We start from the raw sequence: 24192 nt of genomic DNA, 5'->3' as shown, positions 1-24192 counted from the left end.
CATTGTAGATTGTAAATAGGTTGATCCATGACCGAGTTTCAGAACCGCCTTTTCTCAGGTGTCCAGCCCTCAGGTGATTTGCACTTAGGCAATTATCTGGGCGCGATCCGTCGTTTTGCCCCCATGCAAGAGCAGTTTGACTGCATTTTTTGCGTGGTCGATTTGCATGCGATTACGGTCTGGCAAGAGCCTGAAGTTCTGCGCCACAAAATTCGGGAAATTGCCGCGACCTATATGGCCACCGGCGTAGACCCGAAGAGATCCATTATCTTTAACCAAAGCCAAGTGATGCAGCATGCAGAGCTGGCATGGATTTTCAATTGTGTGGCCCGCATCGGCTGGATGAACCGCATGACCCAATTTAAGGATAAAGCGGGCAAAAACCGCGAAAATGCATCCTTGGGTCTTTATGCTTATCCAAGCTTGATGGCAGCTGATATTCTGCTTTATCGCGGCACCCATGTGCCTGTGGGCGACGACCAGAAGCAGCATTTGGAACTGACCCGCGACATTGCGCAAAAATTCAACAATGATTTCAAAAAGCAAATCATTGAAGAAGGCTTTGAAGACGGTGACTTCTTCCCCATGACAGAACCATTGATCTCTGGCCCAGCCATGCGGATCATGTCTTTGCGTGACGGGTCAAAGAAAATGTCTAAATCTGATCCATCGGAAATGGCGTGTATCGGCCTGATGGACAGCGCCGACGACATCGCCAAAAAGCTGCGTAAGGCCAAAACCGATCCTGAGCCCTTGCCATCAGAAATGGATGGCTTGAAGGACCGTGCCGAAGCACGCAATCTGGTCGAGATTTACGCAGCCCTAGCCAATATCAGCTCAGAAGATGTGCTGAAAGAGTTTGGTGGCCAAGGGTTTGGTGCGTTTAAACCCGCTCTTGCAGAGCTTGCGGTTGAGAAATTGGCCCCAATCTCTGAAGAAACGAAACGCATGTTGGCGGACCCGGCTGAAGTGGACAATATCTTGCGCGATGGGGCAGGCCGTGCCCGCGAAATCGCGGAAGAAACCATGAAGCATGTGCGTCAAATCGTTGGTTTTGTTAGCTAAAATCTGCCTGACCGAAATGCGCTTGGCAAAAGCGCATTTCGGTGGCAGCATGTCGCCATGAGCGTTGAGCAAGAAGATCAGACAGCCCAAATGCCAGATTTTGGTGGGCGCAAATTTCTAGCCGTTTTGGACGGCACAGAAGAATGTTGGGTGGCGGTGACCTTTGCCGCTTACCGCATGAAGCGCACGGGCGGCATCGTCAAACTGTTGGTGGTGATCGAGCCGGATGACTTCCAGCACTGGATTGGTGTGGAAGATGTGATGCGCGCCGAAGCCTATGAACAAGCCAATCAATGGTTGGATGAGGCTGAAACCAAAATCGCCCAAATCGGCAATATCCAAGTGGAGCGCGAAATCCGCGAGGGGCGCACCGCTGACGAGATTGAAGAGCTGATCAGCGAGGACAAGAATATCTCTATTCTGGTGCTGGCGTCTTCCACTTCAACTGATGGGCCGGGGCCTTTGGTGAGTACGCTTGCGGCGCGGGGGGCCAACGCTTTGCCCATTCCGGTGGCGATTGTGCCGGGCATATTGACCGACAGCCAGATTGCAGAATTGGCATAAAATTCCTCAAATTGCCAAAATTTTGTGCGATTCAACGCTTGCCTTTGACGCGCAAAAGACTATTTTAAAATCATTCTAAACTGATTTCGGGTGTCCAAACCGCCCGAAAAGACTAATTGGAGAGATCGGTCATGTTTATTCAAACCGAAGCGACGCCAAACCCACAAACCTTGAAATTTCTGCCGGGCCGCGATGTGTTGCCTGAGCAGCCAAAGGATTTCCGGGATGAAGAAGCTGCAAAAGCTTCACCATTGGCTAGCGCTTTGTTCACCATTGATGGGGTGACCGGTGTGTTCTTTGGCGCAGATTTTATCGCGGTCACCAAAGATGACAGCGATTGGGCGCATCTAAAGCCTGCCATTTTGGGCTCGATCATGGAACATTTCATGTCGAACCAGCCGCTTTTGAGCGATGGCGAAACCGCATCGCAAAATAGCCAGGCTGAAGAATTCTTTGAAGAAGACGACAAAGAAATGGTCGAAGTGATCAAGGAATTGTTGGACACACGCGTGCGCCCAGCGGTGGCCATGGATGGTGGCGACATCATCTTTAAAGGCTTCAAGCAAGGCACTGTTTATTTGCACATGCAAGGCGCGTGTTCAGGTTGCCCATCTTCAACAGCGACACTGAAAAACGGCATCGAAAACCTGTTGCGTCACTTTGTGCCGGGCGTGGAAGACGTTCAGCAGATTTAGCGTTCTGATCTGAATACGCAGATTTTTGACTTGATTAGTGGGCGGAGAACCGACAAACCATTTGCCTATGGAAAATGAGCTTCGCCCCCAACATCCTGTAATTCTCGCGCTCGACACGGCGCATCAATATTGTCAGGGCGCGCTGGTGCGGGCTGATGGCGAACTTCATCAAATTGTTGAACCGCGCAGCCGCGGTCATGCCGAACGTATCTTGGGCATGGTGGATGAGCTGCTGGCACTGGCACGCCTTACCATCAAAGACATTGACCGTTTTGTGGTCACCACGGGGCCGGGTTCTTTCACCGGGTTGCGGGTTGGCCTTGCCGCTGCCCGTGGATTTGGCGTGGCGTTGAACAAGCCTGTGTTGGGCGTCTCCACATTGGGGGCCATGTCCCTTTCCGCGCCGCCGCAAATGCCGCACAAAGTGTTGTTTGATGCGCGGCGCGACCAGCACTATTTCCAAGCCTTTGCCGCTCCCGGTCAGCCCGCAGCCGCGCCGCAATTGTTGGAAAACGACCAGATCGATAGCTATATTGCCAGTGGCGATCTCGTGCTGGGCACAGGCGCCGATTTCGCCGAACAAAAATGTGCCGCCAAGCGCGATGCGCAGGCAGCCGAGTGGCTCGATGTGGCGCGGCTGGCCCGCTATGGCGCTTTGCTTGATGCGGCAAATTATCCGCCCGAGCCACTTTATGTGCGCGCGGCAGATGCGAAACCGCAAAGCGGCAAAAGCATTGCGCGGGAGGGGCAGGCCTCATGAAAATTTGGACTGCGCCGCTGGGCCTGCATATAGAAATGGCCGATAGCCAAGATGCCAGTCAGCTGGCCAAGCTCCATGCTGAGGGCTTTTTCCGGGGGTGGTCTGTGCCAGATTTTGTCGGCTATATCGACAATAAGGATACGCCCATCTATGTGGCTTGCGACAAGAATCGCAAAATTGCCGGGTTCTCGATCTTGCGGGTGCAAAATGATGAATGCGAGCTGCTGACCATCGTGGTGAGCAAGCGTTTTCGCGGCAAGAAACTGGGTGACGCGTTGATGAAGGCCATGTGGAATGATTTGTATTATTCCCCCGTCACCAAGATGTTTTTGGAGGTGGATGAGGACAATCAGGCGGCCAAAAAACTCTATGCACAATATGGCTTTAGCCAAGTCGGCACGCGCCGCGGATATTATCCCCGGCCCGACGGCCACACCGCCACCGCACTTGTCATGCGTGCTGATCTCGGCTAACCCGTTGAGGGCACGCACACAAAGGAAAAAGGTTCATGAGCGAAAACGCTGACGCCAGCCATTTGGAAAATATGTGCGAACAATCCGGCATGCGCATGACAGAGCAACGACGCGTGATCGCGCGTGTGCTGGAAGGCGCGACCGACCACCCCGATGTTGAAGAGCTCTATCGCCGCGCCTCCAAAATTGATGAACGCATTTCGCTTTCCACAGTGTACCGCACGGTGAACTTATTTGAAGAAGCGGGGCTGGTGGCCAAACATGATTTTAAAGATGGCCGTGCCCGGTTCGAACCGATTCCCGACGAGCATCATGATCATTTGATCGATGTGCGCTCCGGTCGCGTAATTGAATTCCGCAATGAAGAGATTGAAGCCATTCAGGAAGTGATCGCCAAACGGTTGGGCTACAAATTGGTCGATCACCGTTTGGAACTCTATGCGGTGCCGCTCCATGAAGTGGGCACAAAAGAACCAGAAGAAAAGTAAAACATCTATGATTTTGCGCACGCTTGTTTTTATTCTTGTGGTGGTGCCCATCCTGATTGTGCTGGGCATTGTTCAAAAAATTATCCTGTGGCTGAAATTTCCATTTTGGCATGCGGTGCCGATGCTGGCGCACAAAGTGGTGTGCACCTATTTGGGCATCAAAATCACCCAGATCGGCAAACCTGCCAAAGGCAAGCCAACGCTTTTGCTGTCCAATCACATCTCTTGGATGGATATTCCTGCCATCGGCAGTGCGGTGCCCATCAGCTTTGTGGCCAAAGCCGAAGTGGGGCTTTGGCCCGTTGTGCGCACCTTGGCGCGGATGCAAAAAACCATTTTTGTTGACCGTACCCGCAAAACCGACACGGGCCGCGTGGTGGCCGAAATGAGCGCCCGCTTGAATGAAGGTCGCGCTGTGGTTTTGTTTGCGGAAGGCACGTCAGATATTGGCAGCCATGTGCTGCCTTTCCGCTCGGCTTTGGTGGGCGCTACACAAGCCGCGATGAAAGCCGGCGATGCGAGCGAGATCTACATTCAGCCCATGTGTATTGCCTATACCCAACTGAACGGATTGCCCATTTCCCGCGCTGAACGCACCAAAATTGCCTGGGTAGGCGACATGGGGTTGATGGACAATATGAGCGATATTTTGCTGTCGGGCAGCAAGTCAGTATCAATCATGTTTGGTGAACCCATATTGATCGACGACAGCACAGACCGTAAAGCCATCACCCGGCAAGCACATGCGCAAGTGCGCGATATGCTGGTTTCCCTCAACCGGGGATTGCCATTGCCCAAAGCGCATTTGGGCTAACGCCTGAACCTAATTTGCAACAGTTGCAATTCGTCGGAAATCCGGTGGTTTGCACGGGGCAAAATTTGGTGTAACAAGTCGCTCCTGAACTTCCCGAATTTGGTGAATTATTGTGTCTGCGATGAAAAAGCTCTTTATCAAAACCTATGGCTGCCAGATGAATGTGTATGACAGCGATCGCATGAGCGATGCGCTGGCAGCATCTGGCTACGAGGCAACCACTGAGATCAACGATGCTGACCTTGTGGTGCTCAACACTTGCCATATTCGCGAAAAAGCAGCTGAAAAGGTATATTCTGAGCTGGGCCGTTTGCGCATTTTGCGCCAGTCGCAAGAAGCCAAAGGCAAGAAAATGATGATCGGCATTGCCGGTTGTGTGGCCCAAGCTGAGGGCGAAGAGATTATGCGCCGCGCGCCAGTTGTTGACTTGGTGTTTGGCCCCCAATCCTATCATAAACTGCCAGAGCTGGTGGGCCGGGCCGCCAATGAAAAAGTGGTGGAAACCGATTTCCCTGCCGAAGATAAATTCGAGCATCTGCCGCAAGCGAAAAAAGAAACTACAATTGCCCGTGGTCTCACATCCTTTTTGACCGTGCAGGAAGGGTGCGACAAATTCTGTTCATTCTGCGTTGTGCCCTATACGCGCGGTGCGGAAGTTTCGCGCCCCATCGCGCAAGTGGTGGCCGAGGCGCAAAACCTTGTGGATGGTGGGGTGAAGGAAATCACCCTGTTGGGCCAAAATGTGAACGCGTATCACGGGCTCGATGAGAAGGGGAACAGCACGGGGTTGGCTGAGCTGATCTATCGCTTGGCCGATATTAAAGGGCTGGACCGTCTGCGCTACACCACGTCGCACCCCCGCGATATGGATGACGCCCTGATTGAGGCGCACCGCGACCTCGACATGCTGATGCCATACCTGCATTTGCCCGTGCAGGCAGGCTCCGACAAAATTTTGAAGAGCATGAACCGCCAGCACACGGCGAAAGAATATATGGATTTGATTGATCGCATCCGCAAAGCCCGACCAGATTTGGCGCTTTCTGGCGACTTTATCGTGGGCTTCCCCGGCGAAACGGAAGAAGATTTTGAGGCCACCATGCAATTGGTGAAGGACGTGCATTATGCTGCGGCTTATTCCTTCAAATATTCCACCCGCCCGGGTACGCCAGGCGCGGAAATGGATGAGCAGGTGCCAGAAGATGTAAAATATGAGCGCCTGCAACGCTTGCAAGAACTGCTCAATGCCCAGCAAAAAGAATTTAATCTGTCTTGTGTTGGCCAAACCTTCCCGGTTCTTTTTGAGAAAAAAGGACGTGATGAAGGGCAGATTGTGGGGCGGTCTCCCTATCTGCAACCGGTACAAGTTGAAGCAGATTTGTCTCTAATTGGCACAATTCAGCCTGTTTCCATGTATGATACCGGGAAATTTTCACTCTTTGGTAAGATTGTCACATAATACTATACTGACATGCGTATAGTTGGGGTAAGGCATTAACTTGATTCGACAGGAGCGCTGATTGACAAAAACTTGGTCGCCTGAGGGCCAGCAAAATAACACAACTGATGTGGAACTTGCTTTTGAAGATAACCGGCTGGTGTCCCAGCTCTATGGTGAATTCGACCAAAATCTTGCGCTGATCGAACAAAAACTGGGCATTCAAACCATATCGCGGGGCAATCATGTGTTCTTGTCCGGCAGCAATGTGGCTGTAGATCAAGCCCGTCGCACCCTCGAAACGCTTTATGAAATGTTGGAGAATGGCCAAGCCGTCACACCCGGAGAGGTGGATGGAGTCATCCGGATGATTTTGACAGAAGATAGCCAGTTGACGCTGCCGACATTTGAAAAACGCGGCCGCGTGCGCATGGCGCAAATTGCCACCCGCAAAGCCACCATCGTTGCCCGTTCACCCGCGCAGGATGGCTATATCCGTGCCATGGATCGGCAGGAATTGGTGTTCGGTGTTGGCCCGGCGGGTACAGGCAAAACCTATTTGGCTGTTGCCTATGCCGCCACTTTGCTCGAGCGCGGCGAAATCAACCGCATCATCTTGTCACGCCCAGCCGTTGAGGCTGGCGAGCGTTTGGGCTTTTTGCCTGGTGACATGAAGGAAAAGGTCGATCCATATTTGCGCCCACTCTATGATGCGCTTTACGACATGATGCAGCCCGAAATTGTGGAACGCTGCTTGGAAAGCCAGACCATCGAAGTGGCGCCGCTGGCCTTTATGCGCGGGCGTACATTGTCCAATGCGGTGGTGATTTTGGATGAAGCGCAAAACACCACGACCCAGCAAATGAAGATGTTTTTGACCCGCTTGGGCGAAAACTCAAAAATGATTGTGACTGGTGATCCCAGCCAGATTGATTTGCCCAATGGCGTCCGGTCCGGCTTGGTGGAAGCGCTTGACCTGCTCAATGGTGTTAAGGGCGTTCAAATCACACGCTTTAGCGACAAGGATGTCGTGCGCCATGAATTGGTGGCCCGCATCATCCGCGCCTATGATGGCAAGCCGCAAGATGACGAGGCATAAGCCAAAATGCCCGACCACCAGATAGAAATTGATGTGCTGCGCAATGATGAGCGTTGGCCTGAAGAGCTGATTATCGATGTAAACAAAATTGTCGGCATGGCGCTCTCAACCTTGGAGCTCGAAGTTGAAGGACCAGCAGAATTATCCTTGTTGCTGACCAATGATGAAGAGCAGCAAAAGCTGAATGAAAGCTGGCGGGCAAAAGACAAAAGCACAAATGTGCTGTCATTTCCGCAGATCGAGCCCGACGAAGCCATTGAAGGCATGTTGGGCGACATTTCATTTGCTTTTGAGACCGTAGAAAAAGAAGCAAATGCGGAACAAAAGCAATTTCATCATCATTTCGCCCATTTGCTTGTGCATGGCTTTCTGCATATTCTGGGTTACGATCATCTAACGGATGAGGAAGCGGAAGAGATGGAAGCGGCCGAGCGTAAAATATTGGCTCGACTTGACATTGCCGACCCTTATGCCGACATAGTTGAACACTAACGGCCAAAATTCTGGAATTGGCCACGAAAACGGAGAGAAAACGGCTTTTGCGAAGAAGTCGATCGACATGAACGACAAAGATCAATCTATCGCCGCGGCGGATCGGCCGCATCGCCAAAATGGCGACCAAAACTCCCACAATGAGGAAGCTCCCCGTTCATTCTGGGCGCGTTTGCGCGCCAAGCTCACCGGCAAAGCACCATCCTTGCGCGAAGATTTGCAAGTCGCGCTTGACGATAACAACCACACCGAAGGTGATGGCGCGTTTTCGGCTGGCGAAAAAGCGCTGATTCAAAATGTGTTGAATCTGGCCCACACCCGCGTGGAAGACGTGATGGTGCCGCGCGCTGATATTGAAGCGTGCGAAGACAATGCGTCCATGTCTTATTTGATCGCGCGGTTCCGCGAAGCAGGCCACTCGCGCCTGCCCATCTATGGCGACAATCTCGATAATATTATCGGCATGATCCACATTAAAGATCTGCTGTTGTCGTTGGCTGAACCGCAAAACGAAGCTGAAAAGCCTGATCAGCCCGAAAAGCTGAGAAGTCCGCTTTTGCGCACGCAAATCTCCAAGCAAAAGAAGATGGTGCGCGACGTGTTGTTTGTGCCACCCTCTATGCCCGTGGCCACATTGTTGCAACGGATGCAAACCACCCGTGTTCATATGGCGATCGTGGTGGATGAATATGGCGGCACCGACGGCTTGGTGACCATCGAAGATCTGCTGGAAGCCGTTGTGGGTGACATTGAAGACGAGCACGACGAAGCCGATGTCAATCATATGCGTCGCGTTGACGACAACACTATTATTGCTGATGCGCGTGTTGAGCTTGACGATTTGAACGATGAGTTGGGCCCAAACTTCCAGCCTGGCGAAGCTGCTGAGGATGTGGATACGCTGGGCGGTCTCATCATCAACTTGGTGGACCGGGTGCCGGTGCGCGGCGAAGTGATCGCGAAAGTGCGCGGTTTTGAGTTTGAAATCATGCAAGCGGATCCCCGTCGGGTGAAGAAGATCAAAATCACCCGCCGTCGCCGTGGGCTGCGCAATCGGCCGCGCGGTGCAACGCTTGGCGAATATAGTGCCCCCACCCAAAATATGGATGCGGCACGCCAACGCCGCGTAGAACCTGCCGAAACTAAAAATGAAGCCGATAAAGAAAAGGCTTCTGCCACCGGCTAGTCATTTTCACCATTGAAAAGCACACCAAATCAGGATTTACTTGCCCGCATTGCGGGCAAGAGATGTGAGCCCGGATTTGGATAGGTCTGGCATACGCCAAAGTGGAGAGGATCAATCGTGAGCATTAGCGCCATCGCCAATTGGTGTATGTTGTCCCATGGTCCCAAACGCTTTCTTGTCCTTTATGTTTTGGGGGCACTGGCGGCACTGGCTTTGCCGCCGTTCAAAATTCTCCCCCTATTCTTTGTTGGCATTGCTGCTCTTGTCTGGTTTTTGGATGGGGTGGAAACCCAATCTGGTTGGCGCAAGCTATTTGGCCCTGCTTTTTGGATCGGCTGGGCATTCGGCTTTGGTTATTTCACCGTAGGGCTGCATTGGCTCGGTGCTGCTTTCTTTGTCGATGGTGACCTGTTCTTATGGGCTTTGCCTGTCGGTATATTTGGGTTGCCTGCCTTTCTGGCCATCTTTTGGGGCCTAGGCACGGCTTTTGCCCACCTGCTCTGGTCGGATTATGCCCAACGCATCTTCGCACTGGCCGCATTTATCGCCTTGTTCGAGTTTTTGCGGGGCATTGTACTCACCGGCCTGCCGTTCAATGTGCCCGGCTATGTGCTCACCGCCTATCCCTATTTGATGCAAAGCGCCGCCTTTTTTGGTGTCCACGGTCTAAGCTTTTTTGCCATTTTGATTGGCGCAAGCTTTGCGCTCTTGGCATCGCCACTAGAGGGAGATCGCGCGAAATATTTCCCAATTTTAGGGCTGCTGGGCCTTGGCCTGATGGCTGGGCTCGGCGCGTGGCGCTATCATCAGCCTGAGTTTGAACTGCGGCCAGATATGCGCTTGCGTTTGGTGCAACCCAACATTCCACAAAACCAAAAATGGGACCCGCAATATCGTGATGCCATTTTCAACTCGTTATTGGGGCTCTCGCAAACCCGAATCGATGAAAATGATCCCGGCTTGATCAGCACCACCCACTTGATTTGGCCCGAAAGTGCATTTCCATTCTATGTGGCTGAAGAGCCAGAAGCACTGGCGCGCATTGCCCGCATGTTGCCACAAGACACGTTGCTGATCACTGGCGCGGCGCGGCGCAATTATGATCTAGGCGGTTTCTCCAATGAAAATGGAGGCGCATTTAACGCCATTTTGGCGATCAATGATCAAGGGGAGATCATCTCATCTTACGACAAGCGGCGCTTGGTGCCGTTTGGTGAATATTTGCCGCTCAAATCCCTGATGACGCAATTGGGCTTACGTAAATTTGTGGCCGCCGCCGATAGCTTTATCAAAGGCACAGAATCAGGGTTGAAATTTGCACCGCAAAGCACCCCGGCTGCGCTACCGCTGATTTGCTATGAGGTGATTTTTTCTGGCGCATTGGGCGAAAAAACCAAGGAGGCAGAATGGATTCTCAATCTCACCAATGATGCGTGGTTCCAAGGCACAATCGGCCCGGCACAACATGCCCATCATGCGCAGGTTCGCGCGGTTGAACAGGGGCTGCCTCTGGTGCGTGTTGCCAACACTGGTCACACATTTGTGACCGACCCAATTGGACGTATCTTAGCGAAACTGCCGCCTGATACGCCTGATCTGATGGTCGCACAAATACCCCCCCCCCTTGAGAAAACATTATTTTCCCAATACACTTACCTATTATTTTACATCATTCTTGGCGCAACCATATTTGCCGTATTATTGCGAAATCGCTGGCGCCGCACTTGGGAGATTTAGTTGGGACAAACAACACCACCCCGTCAACCACATGCCATTGACACACAAGTCGGCGCATTTTTGCGTCAGCGACGTAAAGAACTGGGCATGTCGATGAAGAAGCTCGCTGATGCAGCGGGCATCACATATCAGCAAATTCAAAAATATGAAACGGGCACCAATCGTGTGCCCGCTTCTCGTTTGGCCGTTATGGCGCGTGTTTTGGGCGTCGAGCCTGGGCGATTCTATGATGCGGCTGCCGAGGGCGGTTTGGGGGAACAAGGCCAAGATGCTTTTGCCCTTGGCCCGGCCGACGAACGGATTCGTTTGCTCAAAGCTTATGATTTGATCGACAGCCCCCACGCGCGGGATACTTTGGTGCAATTGGCGGAGCAAATGGCCAAAAATGGTGAAGCTAATAACGTTTCGCCCATGGCCAAAAGCCGGCGAAGCTAAAACCAGTCCATAAGATATAACGTTTTCTTTATATCCTTATTGCATAAGAGGAAGCCAACCTTTAAGAATGTGGACCGAACGGCCGCGGGCTTTAGGGTTTTGCAATCACTTTGCCGGCAAGGTGGATTTTGATCAAATAATGAAAGGTTGTGCGTGTGGCGTCCTCTTCATACCTGTTTACCTCCGAATCAGTTTCAGAAGGCCATCCTGATAAGATTTGCGATCGCATCTCGGATGCAATTTTGGACGGATTTTTGAAAGAAGATCCCTATTCGCGTGTGGCGGTTGAAACTTTGGCAACCACCAACCGGGTTGTGCTCGCAGGGGAAACCCGTGGGCCTAAATCTATGGATGCAGACCGCATGGAGGCCATTGCCCGCGAATGCATTAAGAATATTGGCTATGAGCAAGAAGGTTTCCATTGGGAAAATGCGCAGGTCGATTGCTTTGTGCACGAGCAATCACCCGAAATTGCCCAAGGCGTAGATGCCTCTGGCAATAAGGATGAAGGCGCAGGCGACCAAGGCATTATGTTTGGTTTTGCCACCAACGAAACCAAAGAATTGATGCCCGCCCCGATCTTGTTTGCCCATAAGATTTTGCGCTCTTTGGCCGATGCCCGCCACAATGGCGATGTGCCGCAATTGCGCCCAGACGCGAAAAGCCAAGTCACCTTGCGCTATGAGAATGGTGTGCCCATGGGCACCACCTCCATCGTATTGTCGACCCAGCATGAGCGCGGATTGACCCAGGATGATGTGCGCAAAATTGTGCGCCCCTATGTGATCGACGCATTGCCTGAAGGCTGGATGTGTCCAGAAGACGAGTTCTATGTGAACCCCACAGGCGAATTTGTTATCGGTGGGCCAGATGGCGACGCAGGTCTAACAGGTCGCAAGATCATTGTTGATACTTATGGCGGTGCAGCGCCCCATGGCGGCGGTGCATTTTCGGGCAAAGACCCGACCAAAGTGGACCGCTCAGCTGCATATGCAGCTCGCTATTTGGCGAAAAATGTCGTGGCCGCCAACTTGGCCGATAAATGCGTGATCCAACTGTCTTACGCGATCGGTGTGTCCAAACCATTGTCCATCTTTGTGGATTTGTTTGGCACAGGCAAAGTGAATGAAGAAAAGCTGGGCCATGTGCTCAACAAGGTGATGAATTTGTCGCCGCGCGGCATTCGCGAAACGCTGGAGCTGAACAAACCCATATATGAACGCACCGCGTCATATGGCCATTTTGGGCGCCAACCTGATGAAGATGGCGGCTTTTCTTGGGAACGGACCGATTTGGCTGAAAAAATTCTGGCCGAATTGACCTAAAACCAGTACATCGCCGGGTCATGACTGAAAAAAACAAATCTGACTTTGGCCTAGAAGCCGAGCGACGAGCCTTTTTTGGACGCCGCTCAACCCATAAGCTCTATTCTACCCAGCAAAAGCTGGTGGAAGAATTGTTGCCGCACATTGAGATTGATCTGGACAAGGATGCGCTGGATCTAAAACAGCTTTTCGGTACAAAGGCTGAGGCTCCCTTATTTCTTGAAATTGGCTTTGGCGGTGGCGAGCATTTGGCGCGACACGCAAAGGCAAAGCCCGCACAAAATTTCATCGGTTGCGAACCCTTTATGGGGGGCGTCGGCAAGATGTTATCCGCCATTGCGCAAGATGAGCTGGAAAATGTACGGCTTTATCGTGAAGATGCGCTGCACCTTTTGCGCGCGTTGCCGGATCAGTCGATCGCAGGCGCTTATTTGCTTTATCCCGACCCATGGCCGAAAAAGCGCCATCACAAACGTCGGTTTGTAAATCCAGTCACTTTGGGGGAGCTGTCGCGGGTGCTAAAGCCGGGGGCAGAATTCCGGGTGGCAACCGACATTGACGATTATGCCACTTGGGTGTTGGCCCATATGGTGCGGCGTGATGATTTTACGTGGCAGCCGGAGAAGGCCAGCGAATGGCGCCAGCCATGGGCCGATTGGGCGCCCACACGATATGAGCAAAAGGCCAAACGCGAAGGCCGTGATTCATATTATTTCAGCTTTTACCGCAAGTAAGGCTCAGAAAAACTCGATCTCGGTCAATGTGGCGCGGAAGAAGGGAAAATAATCCGCCGTGCCAAAATGATTGCCCACATCCACTTGGCTGGCGATGGTGATGCCACCAATCTCGGTAAATTTGAGCGGCGTGCCCCCAAAGGGTTGAGGCTGATAAACGCCTTTAGGATTGGCATTGCTCCACCGCGCAATTTCATAGGCCATTGGCACGCCAGCCCCCTTGAGGCGGATGTCCACCCAATGTCGGCCAGTTGAGGTGGTGATCCAAGCACGAGCAACATTCTGGCCCTCTTGGGTCCATTCAACGCCATTTTGCGGCAATAAGGCGGCGGGGTTCCACGCCGCCAGTTCCACCAACAGTCGACCTTCTGCGGATTTGAAATGATCCTCGCTTCCGCCCATTCGGGCCACCGGGACCAGCCCATATAGCCAAAATCGTGTCCACGACTGATTGTCCCACATCATATCGCTACCGCTGATAACCATCGGCAAGCCCTTGGAATGCAGCACCCATGTAAAGCCACGATCTGGCACAATGGTCTGGGTCGCACCGAAAGGAAAATAGTTGGGATGCTCTGCATTGCCCAATCCCAATTGCCCTTCCATCGTCAGCCGTAAATTTTGCTTAAGCGGGGCACCCGTGCGTAATGAGAAATTGAAATAACGCTGCGCCGCTTCTGGCAGATCGGCCACCATGTGCGGGTCGTAAACATCTGCAGCGGAAACGGGGCTTTCGGCTATGTGTGCTGTGAGTTGGGCAACTTGCCATTTATCCGCAATGTTGCGGGCATAAAAGGCGAGCGCAGCTACAAACAGCACAGTAAGCGGCAAGAGCCAAAGATAGGACAACTTGAACGTCATAATTATTCTCCTATCTCAGATCATATCGGGCACAGCAAAACTCGGTTTGATCGGCATCAAGCGCCGAACAAATTGTCAATTTTGTTCGTCGGCTGTCGCCAAAGCAGCAAATGGGTTGCGAATGGGCGAGATTCAGACTATAAAGACCGCAAAATCACAGTTGAAAATGTGAGAGTGGGTCCGAACGGTCCCGCTCTTTTTTAATATTAGGGTCCTATGAAACAGCTCTTGGATTTAAATGAAAAAGCCTTTGGACGCACAGGCCCGCTGGAAGAGCGGATCTGGGCGATTTTGGAGCCTGTGGCTGAAGATATGGGCTATCGGCTGGTGCGCGTGCGCGTCACTGGTGAAAATGGCTGTACATTGCAGATCATGGCTGAAAATGCCAAAGGCGAGTTTGCCATTGAAGATTGCGAAAAATTCTCTCGTGAGATTTCGCCAATTCTCGATGTGGAAGAGCCCATTGAGCGTGCCTATCATTTAGAAGTGTCCTCGCCCGGGGTTGATCGGCCTTTGGTGCGCTTGTCTGATTTCGAACTGTGGGCCGGCCACGAGGCCAAAATTGAATTGGCACAATTGCAGGATGGCCGCAAAAAGTTTCGCGGCACCTTGCAAGGGGTGAACGACAACCAAATATTGATCCATATTCCGGATACGCCAAAAGGCGAAGAGCCTGTGTGGGCGCTGAATATCGAAGATTTGGCGGAAGCCAAACTGATGATGACCGACAAGCTGCTTGATGAAGCACGTGCGCGGCAAAAAGCGGCGAACCCGCTCGATAATCCTGAATTGGAAACAGAAATTGATGAAGCTGACCACGATAAGGATGGGACAGATGAAGCTTAATTTGATGCCTCTTAAGGAGACCAACTAATGGCTGTCAGTGCTAACAGGCTTGAACTGCTGCAAATTGCCGACGCGGTAGCGCGGGAAAAATCTATCGACCGCATGATTGTGATCGAAGCGATGCAGGACGCCATCCAAAAAGCGGCGCGTTCGCGCTATGGTGCCGAGACTGAGGTGAAGGCTGAAATCAACCCAACAACTGGCGAGCTGAAAATGTGGCGCTTGCTGGAAGTGGTGGAAGATGTTGAAGAATATAGCCGCCAGATCAGCCTTGAAGACGCGCGCAACCGCAATTCTGCAGCGCAATTGGGCGACTATGTAACTGAATCATTGCCGCCAATTGAGTTCGGCCGCATTGCAGCGCAGTCCGCTAAGCAAGTGATCGTGCAAAAAGTGCGCGATGCTGAACGCGAGCGCATGTATGAAGAATATAAAGACCGCATTGGTGAAATCATCAATGGCACAGTGAAGCGTGTTGAATATGGCAACGTGATCGTGGATTTGGGCCGTGGCGAAGCGATTATCCGTCGCGATGAGCTGATCCCGCGTGAAACATTCCGCTATGGTGATCGCGTGCGCGCTTATATCCATGATGTGCGCCAAGAACAGCGCGGGCCACAAATCTTCTTGTCCCGGACACACCCGCAATTTATGGCGAAATTGTTCACCCAAGAAGTGCCTGAAATCTATGATGGCGTGATCAATATCCGCTCGATTGCGCGTGACCCAGGTTCCCGCGCCAAAATCGCTGTAACCTCGAACGATTCTTCAATCGATCCGGTTGGTGCGTGTGTGGGTATGCGCGGTTCTCGCGTGCAGGCCGTTGTAAACGAGCTGCAAGGCGAAAAGATCGACATTATTCCATGGACCGAAAATATCGCTGATTTGGTGGTGTCTGCATTGCAGCCTGCTGAGGTGGTGAAAGTGGTTCTCGACGAGCAAGTTGAGCGCGTTGAAGTTGTGGTGCCAGATGAGCAATTGTCTTTGGCCATTGGCCGTCGCGGTCAGAATGTGCGCTTGGCGTCACAATTGACCGGTTGGGACATCGACATCTTGACCGAGCAGGAAGAAAGCGAACGTCGCCAGAAAGAATTCACCGAACGCTCAGACCTGTTCATGAATGCCATGAATGTGGACGAGATGGTGGCCCAGCTCTTGGCGTCAGAAGGCTTTGCCTCTTTGGAAGAAGTGGCTTATGTTGAGCCGATTGAGATTTCTTCTATCGAAGGCTTTGATGAAGAAACTGCTGCTGAAATTCAGGCCCGTGCGGCTGAGTTTTTGGAACAAGCAGAGCGGGACCGCGACGAGAAGCGGACCGAACTTGGCGTTCAAGACGAGCTTTATGAAATTAACGGCCTGAATGCGGCTATGTTGGTGGCATTGGGCGAAGATGACGTGAAAACCATCGAAGATTTCGCGGGATACACCCCTGACGATTTGGTGGGCTGGAAAGAACGTGAAAATGGCGAAGTCAAATTTTATGACGGCGTTTTCAAAGACTTCCCAGTGAGCCGCGAAGAAGCGGAAGACATGATCATGTCTGCCCGCGTGAAAGTTGGCTGGATCACGCAAGAAGAGCTAGACGGCGACGCCGAACTCGAAGACCAAGATGCTGAAGCGGATGACGCTGAAGCACAAGAGGAGTAAGACGCTGAACACAACCCAAATGCCACAAGGTGAACACGCCAGAGGCCACAAGGAAGATAAGAATTTACGCACCTGTTGTGTGACCCGTGAATCCTTACCCAAGTCCGAGTTAATTCGGTTTGCACTTGGGCCTAATGGCGAGATTTTACCTGATATTGCTGGAAAAGCTGGCGGACGTGGCGTATGGGTGACAGCGAATAAACATATTTTGGCGCAGGCGGTGGCGAAAAACGCCTTTGCCCGCACCTTGAAAACACAAGTAAATGTGCCTGATAATTTGGTGGAGATCACCCAGACACATTTGGAAAAACGATTGTTGGGCGCGCTGGGCCTCGCCATGAAAGGCGGCCATCTGGTCACCGGCTACGAAAAGGTGCGGTCCGCAATCGAAAAAGAGAAGATCAACGCCTTGATTGCCGCCAGCGATGGCAGCATGGATGGGCGGAAGAAAATTACTCAACTTCTACGCGCAATGGAGCTGGAAGATGAGGTGCCGCAGATAGATTTTCTCAATGCAGAACAATTGAGTTTGGCATTGGGCGGCAAAAATGTGATACATGCAGCGCTGGTAGGCGGCGCGGCGACAAAATCTGCAGTGGATCGGGCCAAACAATTGGTGCGATTTTCGGCTGAGAACACAGGATGAGTGACGGATATATGAGTGATAAGGACAAAAGATCAGATGCAACACCTGGTGGCGGGGGCAAGAAGACCCTAACGCTAAAGGGTGCGCCTGGTGGTGGCGCACGGCCAGGTGGCACACGGTCGTCCCGGACCGTCGTGGTGGAAACGCGCAATCGTCGGATCAACCCGCCCGGGGCTCCGACCAATCGCGCACGCCCACAGCAAGGTGGACCCGCTCAAGGCGACAATCGTCAGCAACAAGCTGGCGGCAAAAAGCCTCAACAGCCGGGCCAACGGCCTCAAAACCGTAAGCCTCAGCAAGAGCGTTCGCCGCGAGCTCAAGCACAGCAGGGCCTAACCAGCTCGGAAGCCGCAGCCCGCGAACGCGCATTGCGCGAAGCAGCGGCGCGCGCCGAGGACGAAGCACGTCAGGCACAAGAAGCTGCACGTCGTCGGGCCGAAGAAGATGCCCGCCGCAAGCAAGAGCGCGAAGAAGCAGAACGGCTTCGGGCTGAAGAAGAAGAACGCATGGAAGCTGAGCGGATTGCCCGCGAAGAAGCCCAAGCGAAAAAAGGTGGCGACCAGCCGAAAGCAAAGGCCTCTGCGCCTGAGCCAGCTAAAGCTGACCCGGCTTCAAACGCACCTGCTGCGGATCCAAACCGCAAAGGCGGCGGCAAAAAGCACGAAGGCCCTCGCACGAAGAGCTTGGTGAATGAAGAAGAGCTGGAGCGCGCCAAACGGGCTGCGCGGCCACAACCTTCTAAAAAACCAGCGGCTGATGATCGTCGGAAAACACGTTTGACTGTGACGTCAGCTTTGTCTGGTGACAGCGAGCGGGATCGTGGCCCTTCATTGGCAGCCATGAAGCGTCGACGTGAGAAGCAAAAAGGTCGTGGCCCACAGCAGGCGAAAGAAAAGATCGCGCGTGAAGTGACCATTCCAGAGGCCATTACCGTTCAGGAATTGGCCAACCGGATGGCAGAACGCGCTGTGGACGTGATCAAGCTGCTGATGCAGCAAGGTCAAATGGCCACCATCAATGACGTGTTGGATGCGGATACGGCTGAACTGATCGCCTCTGAATTGGGCCACACAGTGAAGCGTGTTGCCGAATCAGACGTGGAAGAAGGCCTGTTTGAAGATAAAACAGAGCAAAATCCTGATGATCTGAAACCACGGGCACCAGTTGTGACCATTATGGGCCACGTTGACCATGGTAAAACATCATTGCTGGATGCGATCCGCGAAGCCAATGTGGTATCTGGCGAAGCTGGGGGCATTACCCAGCACATTGGTGCTTATCAGGTTGAGCGCGATGGCCATGAGATCACCTTCTTGGATACACCAGGCCACGAAGCCTTTACCGCCATGCGGGCACGCGGGGCGCAAGCCACCGATATTGCCGTATTGGTTGTTGCGGCGGACGATGGCGTGATGCCGCAAACCATTGAATCGATCAAACACGCGAAAGCGGCCGAAGTGCCGATCATCGTGGCGATCAACAAGATGGACAAGCCGGAAGCTGATCCAAACCGCGTGCGCAACGAATTGTTGCAACACGAAGTGTTTGTGGAAAGCATGGGCGGTGAAATCTTGGATGTGGAAGTGTCTGCCATGAAAAAGCAGAACCTTGAAGGCATTCTCGATGCGATCGTGTTGCAATCCGAAATTTTGGAACTGAAAGCCAATCCGAAGGGCCGCGCCCAAGGTATTGTGGTGGAAGCCAAATTGGATAAAGGCCGTGGCGCTGTTGCAACCGTGCTGGTGCAAAATGGCGAATTGGCCGTTGGCGACATTATTGTTGCTGGCGCTCAATGGGCCAAGGTGCGCGCATTGATCAACGATCAGGGTGAGCAAATCAAAACCGCGGGCCCATCCACACCAGTGGAAATTTTGGGCTTTACCGGGGTGCCAGATGCAGGCGATTTGATGGGTGCTGTGGAACATGAAGCCAAGGCACGCGAAATCACCGAATATCGTCAGCGCAAGCAGCGTGAAAAATCTGCAGCCGGCGGCGTAACCTCGCTCGAGCAAATGATGAGCCAGCTCAAAACCGAAGATTTGGCCAAAATTCCATTGGTCATCAAAGGCGATGTGCAAGGTTCTGTTGAAGCCATCAATGGCGCGCTCGATAAATTGGCAACTGACGAAGTGTCAGCGCAAGTGTTGATTGGCGGCGTGGGCGGTATCACCGAATCTGACGTGACCTTGGCGGCAGCGTCAAAAGCCATCGTGATCGGCTTTAACGTGCGGGCCAACAAGCAAGCACGCGAAGCAGCGGCACGTGAAGGCGTTGAAATCCGCTATTACAACATCATCTACGATCTCGTGGACGATGTGAAAGCGGCAATGTCTGGGTTGTTGTCTCCTGAAGTGCGCGAAACCTTTATCGGTAACGCGGAGATCCTTGAGGTGTTCAACATCACCAAAGTGGGCCGCGTCGCAGGTTGTCGTGTGACGGACGGTATCGTGGAACGTGGCGCTGGCGTGCGCTTGATCCGTGACGATGTGGTGATCCACGAAGGCAAGCTCTCTACCTTGAAGCGCTTTAAAGATGAAGTGAAAGAGGTGAATGCGGGCCAAGAGTGCGGCATGGCGTTCGAAAAATATGAAGACATGCGCGCAGGCGACGTGATCGAATGTTACCGCGTGGAAGAGATTGAGCGTACGCTTTGATCTTTTGGCCACTGTGACCAATTGAGTATGGCGCCATTTGGCGCCATATCTGTTTGAGCAATGCGCGTAAGATTTTTAAAAAGGCAAAGATTATGAGTGGTGAAAAACTCCCCTCCCAACGTCAATTGCGTGTGGGCGAATTGGTGCGACATGCTTTGTCTAGCTTCTTGTCGCGTGACGAAGTGATGGATGACGATCTAGTAGGCGCCTTCATCACCGTGCCTGAAGTGCGCATGTCGCCGGATTTGAAATTGGCTAAGGTCTATATCATGCCCTTGGGCGGCAAAAATGCGGAAACCGTGGTGGCCGCGCTCAACCGCAATAAGAAATTTATTCGCGGGCAAGTGTCGCCGCATATTGATTTGAAATATGCACCAGACTTCCGGTTCTTTGTTGATGACACGTTCGATGAAGCAGGGCGCATTGATGAATTGTTGCGTTCAGATCGCGTGGCCCGCGATCTCGATCATGACGATGACGACGAGCAAGATCACTAAACGCACAAGGTGTTATGTCGCAGCAAAAACGCGTAAAGCGCGCCATTTCCGGCTGGCTCATTCTCAATAAACACTATGATATGACGTCCACCCAAGCTGTGGGCAAAATCAAATGGTTGTTTGAAGCGAAAAAGGCAGGCCATGCAGGCACGCTGGACCCCCTTGCCACCGGTATTTTGCCAATTGCATTGGGCGAAGCCACAAAAACGGTGCCTTTGGTGCAAGATGGCACCAAAATCTACGAATTTGATATTGCCTGGGGCAGCGCCACCACCACCGATGATGTGGAGGGCGAGGTGATCGAAACATCAGATCACCGCCCCACGGAAGCGGAACTAGTTGAAATCCTGCCGTGTTTCACGGGAATCATTACGCAAATTCCACCCGCATTCTCTGCCATCAAAATCAAAGGTGAACGGGCTTATGATTTGGCGCGTGCGGGTGAAAAACCGGAAATGCCACCGCGCGAGATCGAAATCGAAGCGTTGGAGGTCTTGGCCCATAGCGATGAAATTTCAACATTGCGGGTCACCTGCCAAAAAGGCACCTATGTGCGGGCTTTGGCGCGCGATATTGCGAAAAAGCTAGGCAGCGTCGCCCACGTATCGCGGCTGCACCGCGCCGCGGTTGGCCCCTTCACAGAAGCGGATGCCATTGGCGTGAATGAGCTGGAAGATATGAAGGACAGTGCCACACGTGACCAAGTGTTGCGGCCGATCGCGGATGCGCTGGGCCACTTGGATGAGGTGAGCCTTGACCAAAAACAAGCCCAAGCCGTGCGCATGGGCAACCCAGCTTTGCTGTTGGGGCGAAACGCGCCCATCAGCCTTGAAGTGGCATATGCCACCCATCGCGGTGATGTGCTGGCCTTGGGGCGCGTTGAAAAAGGGCAATTCAAGCCAAGCCGGGTGATTTTGCCCGATTCGCCGATCCGCAATTGAAGTCTTTTCTTTTATCGGATTTTCCTATATACACCCGCGCAACCGCCTTTGCGGGAAAATGACCCTGTGCTGGACGACATCTCGGCGCATGGGTGACCTTTTAGCTTTCATTTTAGAAAGGATTGGCCGATGTCGATTACGCCTGAGCGCAAAGAAGAATTGATCAAAGATTTTGCCACTAAAGCTGGAGACACTGGTTCTCCGGAGGTGCAAGTTGCAATTCTCACCGAGCGGATCAAAAATTTGACCGAACACTTCAAAGACCACAAGAAAGACAATCACTCTCGTCGTGGCCTTTTGAAAATGGTCAGCCTACGTCGTCGTTTGCTTGACTATGTTAAGAACAAAGACGTGTCACGCTACCAATCGCTAATTGAGCGTTTGGGCTTGCGTCGCTAAGGTACCAGACTTGATATGGAGGGCATTGGCCCTCCATATTGTTTGAACGAAAGGAACAATGCCGGAGCAGGATCGTCGGACGCTTTTTATCAGTGGCACCATGCCAATTAAAAGCGCCTTGCCATCTTGCTTGCTGGTTTGTTCCTTTAAAAAAGATCAATGGCTTGTGCCCGCGTTCACACCTGTTGAACCGGCACGAAGAGCCTATTTAAAGGACTAAACATGTTTGATCATCATAAAGTTGAACTGAATTGGGGCGGCCAACCGCTGACCCTTGAAACCGGCAAAATGGCCCGACAGGCAGACGGCGCTGTATTGGCCACTTTGGGCGAAACCGTTGTGTTGGCCACTGTGGTTTCTGCAAAGGAACCAAAAGCGGGCGTGGACTTTTTCCCACTGACCGTGAACTACCAAGAAAAATTCTATGCTGCGGGTAAAATCCCTGGTGGCTATTTCAAACGTGAAGGGCGCCCAACTGAGGCAGAAACCCTCACATCACGCTTGATCGACCGTCCAATCCGGCCTTTGTTCCCGAACGGGTACAAAAACGAGACCCAAGTTGTCATCACTGTGTTGCAGTATGATCTGGAAAACCAGCCAGACATTTTGGCCATGGTTGCAGCATCAGCAGCACTCACCATTTCTGGTGTGCCATTTATGGGCCCAATCGGCGCAGCGCGCGTTGGCCACATCGATGGCGAATATGTGCTGAACTTCGCACCAGAACAAGCTTCAGACAGCAAGCTGGACCTTGTGATGGCGGGCACTGAAGATGCGGTTTTGATGGTAGAATCAGAAGCCAAAGAGCTGAGCGAAGATGTGATGCTTGGCGCCGTTATGTATGGCCATGAGCAAAGCCGGAAAGTGATCGAAGCGATCATCAAATTGGCTGAATTGGCTGCAAAAGAGCCGCGCGAATATGTGCCTGAGGATCATTCAGAACTTGAAGCAGAAATGCTCAAAGTTGTTGAAGACGATTTGCGCGCTGCATATCAAATCACTGACAAGCAAGATCGCTATGTTGCAGTTGATGCGGCCAAAGCAAAAGTAAAAGAACATTTTGCACCAGCTAGCGAAGACGAAGAAGCCAAATACACTGACGAGCAAATCGGTGCAGTGTTCAAATCTTTGCAAGCCAAGATTGTACGTTGGAACATTTTGGACACAGGTCGTCGTATTGATGGTCGTGATCTTGAAACTGTTCGCCCAATCGTTGCAGAAGTTGGCGTGTTGCCACGGACCCACGGTTCAGCCGTGTTCACCCGTGGTGAAACTCAAGCCTTGGTTGTGGCCACATTGGGCACAGGCGATGATGAGCAATTCATCGACAGCTTGGACGGCACACGCAAAGAAAACTTCATGCTGCACTACAACTTCCCACCATATTCTGTGGGTGAAGCTGGCCGCATGGGCGGCACAAGCCGTCGTGAAACTGGCCACGGTAAATTGGCATGGCGTGCGGTAAACCCAATTCGTCCAAAAGCAGAAGATTTCCCTTACACATTGCGTGTTGTGTCTGAAATCACTGAATCAAACGGTTCATCTTCAATGGCAACTGTTTGTGGTACGTCATTGGCGTTGATGGATGCTGGTGTGCCGTTGGCGCGTCCTGTATCTGGCATTGCCATGGGCTTGATCCTTGAAGGCGATCGTTTCGCTGTATTGTCTGATATCTTGGGTGACGAAGATCACCTTGGCGATATGGACTTTAAAGTGGCGGGTACATCTGAAGGCATCACCTCACTGCAAATGGACATCAAAATTGCAGGCATCACCGAAGAGATCATGAAAACAGCGTTGGCCCAGGCCAATGGCGGCCGGTCGCACATTTTGGGTGAAATGTCGAAAGCACTTGAAGGTGCGCGCGAAGAACTTGGTGAATTTGCGCCACGCATCGAAACATTGCAGATCCCAACCGACAAAATCCGCGAAGTGATCGGTGCTGGCGGTAAAGTGATCCGCGAGATCGTTGAGAAAACTGGCGCCAAAGTCGACATTGACGACACAGGCACCATCAAAGTTTCTTCTTCAGATGGCAAAGCCATCGAAGCTGCTGTTAAGTGGATCAAATCTATCACTGACGAGCCTGAAGTTGGCGAAATTTACAAAGGCACCGTGGTGAAAACCGTGGACTTTGGTGCATTCGTAAACTTCTTTGGCCCACGCGATGGCTTGGTGCACATTTCACAATTGGCCGACAAGCGCGTTGAGAAAACAACCGACATCATCAAAGAAGGCGACAGCGTTTATGTGAAGCTGATGGGCTTCGATGACCGCGGCAAAGTGCGCTTGAGCATGAAAGTGGTTGACCAGGAAACTGGTGAAGAAATCAAAAAGGAAGAAGAAGCTGACGAATAGTCGCTGCCTTTAACCTAATCAAAGCCCGGCCAGCCTAG

Annotated in this window: 24 protein-coding genes; 23 read left to right on the top strand and 1 reads right to left on the bottom strand. The window is 52.3% G+C overall.

Annotated features, from left to right (window positions below; translation table 11 throughout):
- Positions 1-27: 27 nt before the first annotated feature.
- The 15 genes from trpS (at position 28) to trmB (ending at position 13305) form a co-directional block, all read left to right on the top strand.
- Positions 28-1065: a tryptophan--tRNA ligase gene (gene trpS / locus ACP15Y_RS11810; RefSeq protein ID WP_424983289.1), complete on the top strand. Its 1038-nt coding sequence runs from the start codon at positions 28-30 to the stop codon at positions 1063-1065.
- A 57-nt stretch (positions 1066-1122) separates the two neighbouring features.
- Positions 1123-1629 carry a universal stress protein gene (locus ACP15Y_RS11805; RefSeq protein WP_424983288.1) on the top strand — a complete coding sequence of 169 codons (507 nt, stop codon included), beginning with the start codon at positions 1123-1125 and terminating at the stop codon, positions 1627-1629.
- Positions 1630-1760: 131 nt separating this feature from the next.
- A complete protein-coding gene (locus ACP15Y_RS11800) occupies positions 1761-2324 on the top strand; it encodes a NifU family protein (RefSeq protein ID WP_424983287.1) in 564 nt (187 codons plus the stop codon).
- 67 nt (positions 2325-2391) lie between these two features.
- On the top strand, positions 2392-3084 hold the full coding sequence (tsaB, locus tag ACP15Y_RS11795; protein ID WP_424983286.1) for a tRNA (adenosine(37)-N6)-threonylcarbamoyltransferase complex dimerization subunit type 1 TsaB: 693 nt from the start codon (positions 2392-2394) through the stop codon (positions 3082-3084).
- Positions 3081-3557: a ribosomal protein S18-alanine N-acetyltransferase gene (gene rimI, locus ACP15Y_RS11790; protein ID WP_424983284.1), complete on the top strand. Its 477-nt coding sequence runs from the start codon at positions 3081-3083 to the stop codon at positions 3555-3557. The genes tsaB and rimI overlap by 4 nt, the downstream gene beginning before the upstream one ends.
- Positions 3558-3592: 35 nt before the next feature.
- Positions 3593-4045 carry a Fur family transcriptional regulator gene (locus tag ACP15Y_RS11785; RefSeq protein ID WP_424983283.1) on the top strand — a complete coding sequence of 151 codons (453 nt, stop codon included), beginning with the start codon at positions 3593-3595 and terminating at the stop codon, positions 4043-4045.
- Positions 4011-4859 (top strand): lysophospholipid acyltransferase family protein, encoded by an 849-nt coding sequence (locus ACP15Y_RS11780; RefSeq protein ID WP_424983282.1) that lies wholly within the window; start codon positions 4011-4013, stop codon positions 4857-4859. Before ACP15Y_RS11785 ends, ACP15Y_RS11780 begins: the two co-directional genes overlap by 35 nt.
- Before the next feature lie 121 nt (positions 4860-4980).
- A complete protein-coding gene (gene miaB, locus ACP15Y_RS11775; RefSeq protein ID WP_424983281.1) occupies positions 4981-6318 on the top strand; it encodes a tRNA (N6-isopentenyl adenosine(37)-C2)-methylthiotransferase MiaB in 1338 nt (445 codons plus the stop codon).
- A 61-nt stretch (positions 6319-6379) separates the two neighbouring features.
- On the top strand, positions 6380-7396 hold the full coding sequence (locus tag ACP15Y_RS11770; protein WP_424983280.1) for a PhoH family protein: 1017 nt from the start codon (positions 6380-6382) through the stop codon (positions 7394-7396).
- A 6-nt stretch (positions 7397-7402) separates the two neighbouring features.
- Entirely contained in the window at positions 7403-7888 is a 486-nt protein-coding gene (gene ybeY, locus ACP15Y_RS11765) for an rRNA maturation RNase YbeY (protein WP_424983279.1), read from the top strand.
- 67 nt (positions 7889-7955) lie between these two features.
- Positions 7956-9074 (top strand): hemolysin family protein, encoded by a 1119-nt coding sequence (locus ACP15Y_RS11760; RefSeq protein ID WP_424983278.1) that lies wholly within the window; start codon positions 7956-7958, stop codon positions 9072-9074.
- A gap of 117 nt (positions 9075-9191) precedes the next feature.
- The gene (gene lnt / locus ACP15Y_RS11755) at positions 9192-10811 is read left to right on the top strand and encodes an apolipoprotein N-acyltransferase (protein ID WP_424983276.1); all 1620 of its coding nucleotides are present in this window, start codon (positions 9192-9194) and stop codon (positions 10809-10811) included.
- The gene (locus ACP15Y_RS11750; RefSeq protein ID WP_424983275.1) at positions 10812-11246 is read left to right on the top strand and encodes a helix-turn-helix domain-containing protein; all 435 of its coding nucleotides are present in this window, start codon (positions 10812-10814) and stop codon (positions 11244-11246) included.
- A 155-nt stretch (positions 11247-11401) separates the two neighbouring features.
- On the top strand, positions 11402-12571 hold the full coding sequence (gene metK, locus ACP15Y_RS11745; RefSeq protein ID WP_424983274.1) for a methionine adenosyltransferase: 1170 nt from the start codon (positions 11402-11404) through the stop codon (positions 12569-12571).
- 20 nt (positions 12572-12591) lie between these two features.
- On the top strand, positions 12592-13305 hold the full coding sequence (gene trmB / locus ACP15Y_RS11740) for a tRNA (guanosine(46)-N7)-methyltransferase TrmB (RefSeq protein WP_424983273.1): 714 nt from the start codon (positions 12592-12594) through the stop codon (positions 13303-13305).
- A 3-nt stretch (positions 13306-13308) separates the two neighbouring features.
- On the opposite strand, the gene ACP15Y_RS11735 is transcribed toward trmB, so the two are convergent.
- The gene (locus ACP15Y_RS11735) at positions 13309-14166 is read right to left on the bottom strand and encodes a DUF6544 family protein (RefSeq protein WP_424983272.1); all 858 of its coding nucleotides are present in this window, start codon (positions 14164-14166) and stop codon (positions 13309-13311) included.
- 216 nt (positions 14167-14382) lie between these two features.
- Here ACP15Y_RS11735 and rimP point away from each other — a divergent pair, with 216 nt between their 5' ends.
- The 8 genes from rimP to pnp all read left to right on the top strand — a co-directional run bounded on the left by rimP (position 14383) and on the right by pnp (position 24154).
- Positions 14383-15012: a ribosome maturation factor RimP gene (gene rimP, locus ACP15Y_RS11730; protein ID WP_424983271.1), complete on the top strand. Its 630-nt coding sequence runs from the start codon at positions 14383-14385 to the stop codon at positions 15010-15012.
- Positions 15013-15039: 27 nt separating this feature from the next.
- The gene (gene nusA, locus ACP15Y_RS11725) at positions 15040-16659 is read left to right on the top strand and encodes a transcription termination factor NusA (protein WP_424983270.1); all 1620 of its coding nucleotides are present in this window, start codon (positions 15040-15042) and stop codon (positions 16657-16659) included.
- The gene (locus ACP15Y_RS11720) at positions 16622-17305 is read left to right on the top strand and encodes an RNA-binding protein (protein ID WP_424983269.1); all 684 of its coding nucleotides are present in this window, start codon (positions 16622-16624) and stop codon (positions 17303-17305) included. Before nusA ends, ACP15Y_RS11720 begins: the two co-directional genes overlap by 38 nt.
- An 11-nt stretch (positions 17306-17316) precedes the next feature.
- Positions 17317-19959, top strand: a complete 2643-nt coding sequence (infB, locus tag ACP15Y_RS11715) for a translation initiation factor IF-2 (RefSeq protein ID WP_424983268.1) — start codon at positions 17317-17319, stop codon at positions 19957-19959.
- Between the two features lie 92 nt (positions 19960-20051).
- Positions 20052-20456, top strand: coding sequence for a 30S ribosome-binding factor RbfA (gene rbfA, locus ACP15Y_RS11710; RefSeq protein WP_424983267.1), 405 nt, complete (start codon positions 20052-20054; stop codon positions 20454-20456).
- Between the two features lie 14 nt (positions 20457-20470).
- The gene (gene truB, locus ACP15Y_RS11705) at positions 20471-21397 is read left to right on the top strand and encodes a tRNA pseudouridine(55) synthase TruB (RefSeq protein WP_424983266.1); all 927 of its coding nucleotides are present in this window, start codon (positions 20471-20473) and stop codon (positions 21395-21397) included.
- 129 nt (positions 21398-21526) lie between these two features.
- Positions 21527-21796 carry a 30S ribosomal protein S15 gene (gene rpsO / locus ACP15Y_RS11700; protein ID WP_424983265.1) on the top strand — a complete coding sequence of 90 codons (270 nt, stop codon included), beginning with the start codon at positions 21527-21529 and terminating at the stop codon, positions 21794-21796.
- Positions 21797-22018: 222 nt separating this feature from the next.
- Complete coding sequence (gene pnp / locus ACP15Y_RS11695; protein WP_424983264.1) at positions 22019-24154, top strand: polyribonucleotide nucleotidyltransferase; 2136 nt, start codon at positions 22019-22021, stop codon at positions 24152-24154.
- The last annotated feature ends 38 nt before the right edge of the window (positions 24155-24192 follow it).

This window comes from Maritalea sp. S77 (genome assembly GCF_049801075.1).
GTDB lineage: Bacteria > Pseudomonadota > Alphaproteobacteria > Rhizobiales > Devosiaceae > Maritalea.
The sequence above is the reverse complement of the archived record's forward strand: the minus strand, read 5'-3'. Positions and strand labels throughout refer to the sequence as shown.